Origin of the sequence: Pseudomonas sp. OST1909, assembly GCF_015277575.1 — a bacterium.
Classification (GTDB): Bacteria; Pseudomonadota; Gammaproteobacteria; order Pseudomonadales; family Pseudomonadaceae; genus Aquipseudomonas; species Aquipseudomonas synxantha_A.
The window spans coordinates 401,514-411,785 of the sequence record NZ_CP063780.1 but is presented as its reverse complement, the minus strand read 5'-3'; the positions used below and the strand labels follow the sequence as shown (position 1 = coordinate 411,785).

Below are 10,272 nucleotides of genomic sequence, written 5' to 3'. Positions count from 1 at the left end.
CGCAAATAGGCTAACTCCAGCTAACACAACCCATTGATTCCTCAGCTAATCCCCGCTAACGTATTGATTCTAAACGTCGACTTTTAGGACTCCGAAGGCAGGGGTCGTGGGTTCGAATCCCGCCGGGTGCACCAGATATGAAATGAAAAAGCCTCAGGTCGAGAGATCTGGGGCTTTTTTGGTTTTTGGGGTTGGGGGGTGGTGAGGGAGGGGTTGAGTTGTGTAGGGATTGTAGGGGGCGGTGTTGGGAGGGAGTCGAGCGGGGTTTCGGTTTGGGCGGTCCGGGATTTCCGCCCTCTTTTCGCCGTGAAAATAAATCTGTCCCTTTTTTCGTCCTAAACTACATCTCTCCCTAGAATTCTGACTGAGTTAGAATCCATTATGACTCAATGAATGTCAGGGAAGACCATGACGACTACAAATGTTAAAAATGCACTCCAACACTTCGTCACAACCAAAGAAAGCAGATCTATAACTCTGAAAGGTGAATGGGGCACGGGAAAAACGTTTATATGGGATCAAACAGTAAAACAACATCGAAATGAATTTGCTCGCGCCAACTATGCTTACATCTCACTATTCGGATTATCAAATCTAGCCGAATTAAAGCGCGCGATCTTTACAAATAGCGTCAAAAGAGAGCACGCGGGAAAGATCGCAACAAAAGAAAGCATTACAGAAAACTTCAAAAAACTTGAAAGCAGTTCAACCCCATCAATTCTAAGGAAATTAACAGGCTACGCAAATGAAATTAAAATACCATACTTAGGAGGAATTGGAGGAATAGTAGACTCGATACAATTCTCTACGATTTCCGACACATTAATTTGCATCGATGACTTCGAACGCAAGAGCACCGCATTGTCCACCAGAGATCTTTTTGGACTGATTTCCAATTTAATAGAGTCAAGAAATTGCTCGATCATACTAATCTTGAATCAAAACTTCCTTAAATCAAATGATGAATTTTTCGACTTCAGCGAAAAAGTTTTTGACTATGAGGTCACCTACTCACCAGAAATAATTGACAGTATAAACATTATTTTCCCACCTGGCATTGGACACCCGCAGACCTTAACCCAACATATAGAAAAATTAAAAATAAACAACATAAGACTATTAAAAAAAATAGCACTATTTCACGACACCCTGTCTCCTATTCTTTCATCCGCCCCTATTGAACTATACAATAGATCAATGATTATTTTACCTCTTGCAGTTCTTTCAGCATATGGGAAAAACACATTCGATATTGACTTAGAATTTCTTCGAAACCCGCTACCTAAGACCCCACTATTCCAAAACAGAAACGAAATTACAGAGCAACAAAAAAACGACCTAGCAAAAGTCGAGTATTTGAACGACTATGGCTTTAGTGGAGCGAATGATCTAGATATAGCAATTATATCCCTAATTGAAAAAGGATATGCAGATAAAGAACAGATACAAATAGTACTAAAAACCCTAGCTGACACGATTCAACACAACAAAGATATGTCACTATTACAAGCAGCGTGGAGTGAATACCAAAGCTCATTTGTCAACAATCAAGACGAGATAGTAGACATATTCGAACGTGCGCTGAGTATTTGTTTGCACAAAATGAAAATTCGTGAAGTTGACTCGGTTTGCTGGCTTTTCTCAGAACTAGGCATGCATGAAAGAGTGAACGAAATTATCGAAGCTCACTTTGAAACTGCAAAAGCAAATTGTTTGTATCGAGACAGTAGCCATTTCAGATTAGATCCAGAACACCCACAATTATTGGCCAGACTTAAAAGCTTCATAAACAACCAAGAAGATGATATGACGATGGCGTCAATGATGGATATGGCTTACGGTTACGGCGGTTTTGGCCGTAAAGTCATGAGTGGCCTTCATAAAAAATCCACAAACGACTTCTATAACTATTTTACATCCTCTACCAACGAGCACGTGCAACAACACGCAGAAAACTGCTTAGAAATCTCCAACACAACATTTAGTGACAACTTCTCAAACGAATGTGCTCAACATATATTTTTATGCACGTACGAAGCAATTCAAAAAATCTCTAAAGAAAGTAAACTCAACGAAATTCGCACACAGAGGTTTAAAAAATACGAAGCATATTATTTAGAAATAAAAACTCTCGGCAAAGCTCAGGACTCCTAGCCCCCAACAATCCAACTAGAAATATAGTTACTGCTGCATACCGTATTTAAACTAGACGTGAAGACCACCTCATTTATTATCATTGCATCACCAAACGCATCCTACCTCATCTTCACGTTGCAGCCCTTAGCTCTTCGCGTTAGTCTTCGCCGGTCGCTGCTCATCAGCGACCGGGCCTGGAAACCCGTCACCGAGACGCACGTAGCGTCGTCAAACAATCAGCGGGCGCTTTTTTTATGTCTGTCGTTTGTGCTTTATGGCGGCCGTGTGCGGGAGACATTCGTGTCTGCCGAGTAGTCTCTGTCTCGGTTTCCAGCCTGCGCACGGCTGCCACCCATCGCCTGGAAACGATGTGTGGCCGTCTCAGTTGGTCATTCAGAGAGGTTTCACACCATGCTTGATTACCGTAATGCCGTCCGTACCAATACCACCCCCATGTAAGTGGGAGGTCAGCGATGAGTACCCCACCCGCAGAAGCCAAAACCATTGGCGCTCAGACCTTCGCAGATTGTGGCGAGGGAAAAAGCCATCTGAAATTGTTTCGAGTCAATGCCGGGGTTCCTATTCTGGAAGCCCTTGAACACGCAGCGCACGTTCTCTACTACGCAAAAATGCTCTCGCTTGAAGCCGCCATGGACCCCAAGGCGGAGAAGTTCGCGTTTGCCTCGCACTACCTGTGTGAAATGGGTAAAGCAATCGTCGATGACCTGCTCCTAGCCATGCAGCCTGGTGGGCCGCACCCGCAGTAAGTAGTTCGCGCCCGGTGCGGTGCATCGGGCGCCAGAAACACTGAGGGTAAATAAACCCATTCCATGCGTCCGTCGATACGTTCTCGTCCCCATACGTCGGTCCCGCTCTTACAGAGATCGATCCCCCTGCGGTTAGAATGCTCCAAGGCCCCTAGCGACATGTCAGACCTACCCTCGCACCAGATTCGGGGGTATTTTCTCCGGTCACCCACTGGAGTAGGAAACACCATGTTCTGGCGCAGAGACAAACCGCTGAGGGTAGAGCTGCTTACACCCATCCACGTCACTGCTTCCTCAGCCCCTGCACATCACGAGAAGTTAGATGACCCAGCTGCCAAGGAGGCGAAAACCAATACAGACCTGGCTTTCAAACTGATTACATTTGGAGCGCTAGCATCGCAGGCCGCGCTGGTGATCTACGGGTACTCGCTCCTATCCGGCAGATTTCAGCAGTTCGGTATCGACCAGAACGAGCTATCACTGAGCACACCTACACTGCTTCTGCATGGGTACACCAGTCTATTCTCTGGTGCATTGGACGCTGCGGAACAATGGCCCATCGTAGGACCCGGCCTTCTGGCTTTCGCATTTGTGGCGATTGCTGCGCTCTTTGTTGCGGTTATAACGAGGAAGCCCAAGGCCAACGTAGTGATTGGACTTGCAGCATGGATAGGGATTGCCATGTTTATGGCGTTCTTCGCTCCTGGCGCAGGAGTTCAACAAGGTAGGGGGGCTGGGCTTGCAGATTTTAAAAGGTATACCCAATTAGAAACTGCCGGGGACCTCGAAGCGGTGGATACCGTGGTAACCGACAAGGGCGAACGCCTGGTAGGCCATTTGATCCTGGCGGACAGTAAAAGTACGTTTCTACTCGTGGGCAGAACCCTATTTAAGCTTGATGGTACGACTGGCCGCGTAATCCGTGAGACGGAGCTGAAACAACGTCCTCCCGAGATAGAAAAGCACCCACCACAGGCGTAAATCCAAGCACAGCAGAAAGGGCCATGTATGCCCACGTGTATGCCCAACCGGCACAACCCCTGCGAGATCCAGTAAATACGGCATCCTTAACGCCCAGTTCAAACGACGCCGGGGCACCAGATATGAAATGGAAAAGCCCCAGGTCGTGAGGCCCAGGGCTTTTTTGTGCGTGCTGATTCAGCGCTTCTGCAACACCTCCAACCGCGCCGGCAGATCCTCCTTCGGAAAGCGCTTATGCAGCGCCAACAGCTTTTCATCAGCCGCCTTGCTCTCCCCGGCCTCACGCAGCTTCACGATGGCCTGTAACTCCTGCTCCAAAGATGGCAATGCATTCGGCGCCGCCTTGCTGAGTCTTTCCGCTGGCGGGGCCGCCATTACGTCAGCGATTTCAGCCTGGGCTGGAGCACTTTCAACCCGTGGCGCCATCGCCATGCGGGCCATTGGCGCGGGGGCGGAAAACGCTTGCGGCGCTGGGTGGGCGGCATCTTCGTGGCGCAGCGCGGAGAATGTCGCGGTGGATATCTCGGGTTGCGGCACGGGGGAGCGCATGACCACGCCGATCATCAGCGCCAACCCGGCGACGGTGGCGAATGCCATTTGCCAGCGCGGGCGTTGGCAGGCTTGCAGCCAGCGTTGCCACAAGCTGGGTTGCGGCTGCGGGGCTTCGCGGCGGGCGGCGTTGAGGATGAAGGCGTCGAGGGACGCGGGCGGTTCGCCCTTGCTGTGTTGACGGTAGTGCTGGAGCAGCGCGTCGTCAGGGGTGTGTCGGGCGTCAGTCATACAGGTACCTCCTCGGCCAGCAGGCGCCGCAATTTTTGTAGGGCGTAGCGCAAGCGGCTTTTTACGGTTTCCAGCGGGGCGCCGGTGAGGGTGGCGATTTGCGGCACTTCGAGGTCGCCATGCAGGCGTAACAAAAACACCTCGCGCTGGTCTTCGGGCAGTTCTTGCAGGGCGGCGTCGAGGCGCGCCTGGTCGCGGCTCAGGCTCAGTTGTTGCTCGGGGCCGGCGCTGTCGTCGGGTTGGGCGTGCAACTGTTCGTCGTAGCTGTCGTGCAGGGGGTTGTGGATGCCGTGCCTGCGCCAGTGGTCGATCAGGCGGTTGCGGGCGATCTGGAACAGCCAGGTACGAAAACTCGCCCGGCCTTGTGGCTGGGTGGTGCTGCGGATCAGGCTGAGCCAGGTGTCCTGGTAGATTTCCTCGGCCAGTTCGGCTTTGTTGCACAGGGACACGAGGAAGCGGTACAGGCCCTGACGGTGGCGCGTGTAGAGGGCTTCAAACGCGCCAGCGTCGCCGGTTCGGTAGCGGGCCAGCAGCGATTCGTCGCTGGGTGGATCGTCTGGGACGGCCATGTAATGGGCGAACTCCTTTTTGTCAGCCGAAGCAGGATTACTGTGGGAGGGGGCTTGCTCCCGATAGCAGTGGGTCATACAGCACATCGGATACTGACACACCGCCATCGGGAGCAAGCCCCCTCCCACATTTGAACATCGTTGTGGGCCAGATCAGGGTTTGAGGCTTTGGGCCAGTTCCACCAGTTGCACGAATTCGTTGCGCAGCCCGAACGGGTCATCGCCGCGGGCCGAGCGGGCCAGTGTGGCGGTGTCTTGCAAACTCATGTTGCCAGTGTAGCGGCCATCACCCTTGAGCTGTTGGGCGAACGCGGCAACGGCAGAGGAGAAGCGCAGGTCGTCGCTGGCCGGGGTGGCCTGGTTGGCGATAGGCCGCTCGATCAATTGGCTCTTGCCGCCCGCAGCGGGCTTGTAGCGCACCCGTAGCATCGCCAGCTCGGCGGATTTGCCTTCGGTCGTAGGCGCGGCGGCATAGCGTAAAGGCTCCAACCAGCCCTTCTCACCCTTGGGCACAATTTCATACAGCGCCGTCACTGTGTGCCCTGCGCCAATTTCGCCGGCATCGACCTTGTCGTTGTTGAAATCCTCACGCTTCAAGGCGCGGTTTTCATAGCCCAGCAGGCGGTATTCGCTGACCTGGGCGGGGTTGAATTCCACCTGCAATTTCACATCCCGTGCGACCACGGCCAGGGTCGAGCTGAGTTGCTCCACCAGCACCTTGCGCGCTTCACGCAGGTTGTCGATGTAGGCGTAGTTGCCATCGCCCGCGTCGGCCAGTTGTTCCATCAGGTGTTCGTTGTAGTTATCCACACCGAGGCCAAGGGTGGTCAGGGACACGCCGCTTTTGCGCTGGGTCACCGCCATTTGCTTGAGGCTGTCGAAGTCGCTGATGCCCACGTTGAAGTCGCCATCGGTGGCCAGCAGGATGCGGTTGATACCCTTGTCGATAAAACCTTCGCGGGCCATCTGGTAGGCCAGTTCGATGCCGGACGCGCCTGCGGTGGAGCCGCCGGCGGTAAGTTGGTCGATGGCGTTGCGGATCTTGGCTTTTTCAGCGCCCGAGGTGGGCTTGAGCACCACGCGGGATTCACCGGCGTACACCACCAGTGACACACGGTCCTGATCACGCAGTTGATCGACCAGTAATTTCAGCGTGCTTTTGACCAGCGGCAAGCCTTCGCGACGGTCCATGGAGCCGGACACATCCACCAGGAAGACCAGGTTGGCGGGCGCCAGTTCTGCCACGGCTTGATCGGAGGCCTTGATACCGATGCGCAGCAGTTTTGTACGCGGGTTCCACGGCGTGGCGGCCAGCTCGGTGGTTATGCCAAATGGGGAGCCATCGGTGGGCAGTGCGTAGTTGTAGGGGAAGTAGTTGACCATTTCCTCCAGTCGTACCGCACCTTCGGGTGGCAGGCGACCTTGGTTGAGGAAGCGTCTTACGTTGGCGTAGCTGCCGGTATCGACGTCGATACTGAAGGTGGAAACCGGGGTTTCGGCGACGCTATGCACCGGGTTATCCGGCAGGTTGGCGTATTGCTCGCGGGGTTCGCTGCGGTAGTCCATCGTCGCCATTTCTCGCACCGCCATCGATGCCGGCATCGCCATTCGCTTGACCACTGCATTCTGGATCGGCGCGCTGTGAAGTTCGGCGAGAGGCGCCGATTCAATCGGTTTGGCGACTTCGGGAGACGATGACAGCCCACACCCGGCCAGCGCCACCAGCAGGGTGACGGCAAAGCCTTGGGCAGCAGGACGCAGCAAGAGCAAAGGGCGGGACATGGGCTGAACCTCGTGAGTGAATGAGCCGTTCAACAGATCAGACGTGAGGCGGCACTCATACGGGTTAAACACTTTATCCGCTCCGATCGCTGCCTCACACTTGGAGACACAACCGACTGAACCGGCCGTCACCAGCAACCACATATCGAGAGCTCGCCTCCCAGTCAGAACCGTCTGTTTCTTGAGCTTCCTGGAGGCTTTTCACATCAGAGAAACCACGATGACCTTCGTAAGCAACAACCTCACACACCGCTATGAGCATCCCGCAGTCGGCCAACGAGCCAGTTATGCCAGCGCACTGGCACGCGCAAGCAATGCGCCAACCTGGCCCGCCCAGGTCAGGCCTCAACCGCCGACGCCAGGGCAAGTAGCACCGTACACGCCCCGCCCCGAACAAATGGCCGTGCCACAACAAGCGCCGTTCTCCTTGCAGAACTACGCCAACGCATCCCTTAAGGGCACGCCGATGCATACCGCGGCCAGGGCCGTGGGCACGATTCGCGAAGTGAGCGTCACGCGGGACTCATGGGGCTACGAACGCGTGCATACCCGTTCGTTGGGTACCGGCTCGCTGATCAACGATGGCAACAGCGTACTGACCAACCAACATGTGCGCGACGCGTTGGCCAAAGGCAGCAAGCTCGAACTTTGGCTGGGGTATGAACAAGACAGCACCGGCCGAATGAAGGTAGAGCGCAAAGTGCCGCTGGACCCCAACCCGCTCAGTGGCGATGCACGGTTGGACTACGCCGAGCTGCGTGTCGACTTGCCCGTCGGCGAGAAAAAAGCCTTGGCCGAGCAGTTCCGGCCGCTCAAGTTGGCCTCCGGCCCCCAAGCATCGCCTGGGCAGAGAGTCTTTATGCCCAACCATGGGCAAGAGGCCCTCGGCATTTCATTTCTAAATACCAAGGGCCAACCCACCACACTCAAGGGATACGACCAGCACAGCCGTAATCAGGGCACGGTCTACCATGATGCCTTCAAGAAGCCCGGCACTTCCGGCTCACCGCTGATCAGCGTCGATACGGGCGAAATCGTTGCCTTGCACAACGGTTCCATCGGCGCCAGCGTAAACGGGCAGCGCGACTCAATGGGCACGGCCACCCGCATCGACTTGATCCAACAGCACCGTCGTCAGAGGTGACGCGGTTCAGTCCGTGCCGTACTTGGGATTACGCGGACCGTACAGAAGCCCGGTGCGTTGCCCCGCCGACAGCAGGCGCGCACTGGTGATACCGGCAATCGGATGCGCCGCATCGGTGGAGCTGTTGATCACCTGCTTGACCGCGGCCGTGATCAACATGCCCACCAGGCCGCCACCGTTGTTATTGCCCTCCTCGCTCGACGCACGCGCCGAACCGGTCCACAAGGTGGTGCCGGTGCGCAGGTCCACCAGTTTGGCCGAGGCCGTCACCGAAGTGTCGCTGGAGATCAGCATGTACTGGGTGCCGTACTCGCTGATGGTGATGTACAGCGCCGCGTCCGCACCAAAGATGTCATGCAGTTTGGCCGGCTGTACGGCCTGGATATCGTTGGCGGTGGTGAGGCCGTTCTGGCGGAAGGTTTCGTCCACCAGGGCAATCGGCAACACGTAGTAGCCGGCTTCGGCCAGTGGGTAGGTGACTTGCGACACCAGGCTGTAGGACGCCTGCACTTCCGGCGATTCATTGATCGGCGGCAGTACCAGGATCGACTTGGGCCGCGCCTGTTTGTACGCCGAATAATCAACCGTCTTGGGCGCGGCGCAACCGCCGAGCAACGCCAGGGCCAGCAAGGCGCCGGTGAGTTTTAACAGGCTCATTTGGTGGCGACTCCGGCTTTGGCGTTTTTCAACAGAAAGTCCATGTATGCAGCGGACTCAGGGAACAGCGCCTTCTCGGTGCGAAACTCCTGCACCATCTGGTCATCCTTGCCCATGTTCATGTACAGCATGCCCAGGTGCGCGTGGTAACCCGGCGGTGCCTTGCGGCCACTGGCGTTGATCTTCTGCAGATCGCGCTCCAGTGCTTCCACCTGCGCTTCCTTGGGCTCGCCCTTGAAGTACTCGTAAACCTGCGGCTGGTAGCTCTCCCATTGATACAGGGGCTGGGGCGCCGTCTGGCACCCGGTTACCGTTGCGATTGCCGCCAGCGTCAGCGCTAACCTCACTGCCTTGCTCATCCGTGTACTGCTCCTTGTGGTGTGGCTGATCAGTTACGCGGGTTCCAGGCGCCGGCGTTGATGCCGTCGACCAGGCGGTTGATCGCTTCGCGCATGGCCAGGTCCAGCACCTTGCCATTGAGGGTGGAGTCATAGCTGGCGGTGCCGCCGAAGCCGATCACTTCACGGTTGGACAGCGCGTACTCACCGGCGCCCTGGGTGGAATACACCACTTCGGAGGTGTTGATGTTGACGATATTCAACGCGACTTTGGCGTAGGCCACTTGGGTCTTGCCACGGCCGAGGATGCCGAACAGCTGGCGGTCGCCGGTTTCTTTGCGGCCGAACTCGGTCACATCGCCGGTCACCACGTAGTCAGCGCCCTTGAGCTTCTGCACGGTGCCTTTGATTTTGGCTTCCTGGGAGATCTCGCCCATGTTGTCGCGGTCCAGCACGCTGAAGCGGTTGGTCTGCTGCAAATGGGTGATGAGGATGGTCTTGGCCTGGCCGCCGAGACGGTCGACACCATCGGAGAAGATGCCGCGCATGTAGCTGGAGCGGTTGTCGAACTTGCCCACGGCAATCGGCACACGCACGCCGGAATAGGCTACGTGGGCGCTGGCGACTTGCTCCACCGGCATCGCGCGGTTGCTCTCGGTGGCGCAACCGGCCACGGTCAAGAGCGCCGCGGCGGTGAGGCCCGACAGCAGGATTTTGGACAGTGTCTTCACAGGGTGCTCCTTGGGTGAGGAAAACAGCGTTGCCGGGTTTTCCAAGGAGATAGGCAGCCTGAAAGCGCGCTGGCCTGGATTCTTCCCTGAAAGACGGTGATGCAACGGCTGCTGCATTTTACGGGGTTGAGAGCGGTTCTCAAGTTGTTTCGGCCATAGGTGGGGGGCTTACCCTACTGCCGACCGCAATACTCAAAGCAACGAAGATCAAATGTGGGAGCTGGCTTGCCTGCGAAAGCGGTAGTGCAGCAACAGATGCAGCGACTAACCCACCGCCTTCGCGGGCAAGCCCAATGCCGATCAATTAAACGAACGCAATGCCCAAAGCAACGAAGATCAAATGTGGGAGCTGGCTTGCCTGCGAAAGCGGCAGTGCAGCAACAGATG

10 protein-coding genes are annotated in these 10,272 nt (G+C 55.7%); 4 read left to right on the top strand and 6 right to left on the bottom strand.

The genetic code is table 11. From position 1 onward, the window contains the following. Window positions 1–408 precede the first annotated feature (408 nt). The 3 genes from IH404_RS01770 (at window position 409) to IH404_RS01760 (ending at window position 3,884) form a co-directional block, all read left to right on the top strand. The gene (locus IH404_RS01770) at window positions 409–2,154 is read left to right on the top strand and encodes a hypothetical protein (protein WP_194439731.1); all 1,746 of its coding nucleotides are present in this window, start codon (window positions 409–411) and stop codon (window positions 2,152–2,154) included. 455 nt (window positions 2,155–2,609) lie between these two features. Continuing rightward, the gene (locus IH404_RS01765) at window positions 2,610–2,903 is read left to right on the top strand and encodes a DUF3077 domain-containing protein (RefSeq protein ID WP_194439729.1); all 294 of its coding nucleotides are present in this window, start codon (window positions 2,610–2,612) and stop codon (window positions 2,901–2,903) included. A gap of 228 nt (window positions 2,904–3,131) precedes the next feature. Further along, window positions 3,132–3,884, top strand: coding sequence for a hypothetical protein (locus tag IH404_RS01760; RefSeq protein ID WP_194439727.1), 753 nt, complete (start codon window positions 3,132–3,134; stop codon window positions 3,882–3,884). 177 nt (window positions 3,885–4,061) lie between these two features. Here the strand turns inward: IH404_RS01760 and IH404_RS01755 are convergent, their stop codons facing one another. The 3 genes from IH404_RS01755 to IH404_RS01745 all read right to left on the bottom strand — a co-directional run bounded on the left by IH404_RS01755 (window position 4,062) and on the right by IH404_RS01745 (window position 7,015). Next, window positions 4,062–4,664, bottom strand: a complete 603-nt coding sequence (locus IH404_RS01755) for a hypothetical protein (protein WP_194439725.1) — start codon at window positions 4,662–4,664, stop codon at window positions 4,062–4,064. Next, window positions 4,661–5,233 (bottom strand): RNA polymerase sigma factor, encoded by a 573-nt coding sequence (locus IH404_RS01750; protein WP_194439724.1) that lies wholly within the window; start codon window positions 5,231–5,233, stop codon window positions 4,661–4,663. Before IH404_RS01750 ends, IH404_RS01755 begins: the two co-directional genes overlap by 4 nt. Window positions 5,234–5,386: 153 nt before the next feature. Then, window positions 5,387–7,015, bottom strand: coding sequence for a VWA domain-containing protein (locus IH404_RS01745; protein ID WP_194439722.1), 1,629 nt, complete (start codon window positions 7,013–7,015; stop codon window positions 5,387–5,389). A gap of 220 nt (window positions 7,016–7,235) precedes the next feature. Here IH404_RS01745 and IH404_RS01740 point away from each other — a divergent pair, with 220 nt between their 5' ends. Continuing rightward, window positions 7,236–8,159: a serine protease gene (locus IH404_RS01740; RefSeq protein WP_194439721.1), complete on the top strand. Its 924-nt coding sequence runs from the start codon at window positions 7,236–7,238 to the stop codon at window positions 8,157–8,159. 6 nt (window positions 8,160–8,165) lie between these two features. Here IH404_RS01740 and IH404_RS01735 read toward each other — a convergent pair whose 3' ends face one another. Genes IH404_RS01735 through IH404_RS01725 form a run of 3 tightly spaced genes read right to left on the bottom strand, consistent with a single transcriptional unit; the run spans window position 8,166 to window position 9,885 of the window. Then, complete coding sequence (locus IH404_RS01735; protein WP_043049149.1) at window positions 8,166–8,816, bottom strand: DUF799 domain-containing protein; 651 nt, start codon at window positions 8,814–8,816, stop codon at window positions 8,166–8,168. Then, complete coding sequence (locus IH404_RS01730; protein ID WP_103734040.1) at window positions 8,813–9,175, bottom strand: DUF4810 domain-containing protein; 363 nt, start codon at window positions 9,173–9,175, stop codon at window positions 8,813–8,815. The genes IH404_RS01735 and IH404_RS01730 overlap by 4 nt, the downstream gene beginning before the upstream one ends. A 29-nt stretch (window positions 9,176–9,204) precedes the next feature. After that, window positions 9,205–9,885 carry a CsgG/HfaB family protein gene (locus tag IH404_RS01725; protein ID WP_005783620.1) on the bottom strand — a complete coding sequence of 227 codons (681 nt, stop codon included), beginning with the start codon at window positions 9,883–9,885 and terminating at the stop codon, window positions 9,205–9,207. Between the last annotated feature and the right edge of the window lie 387 nt (window positions 9,886–10,272).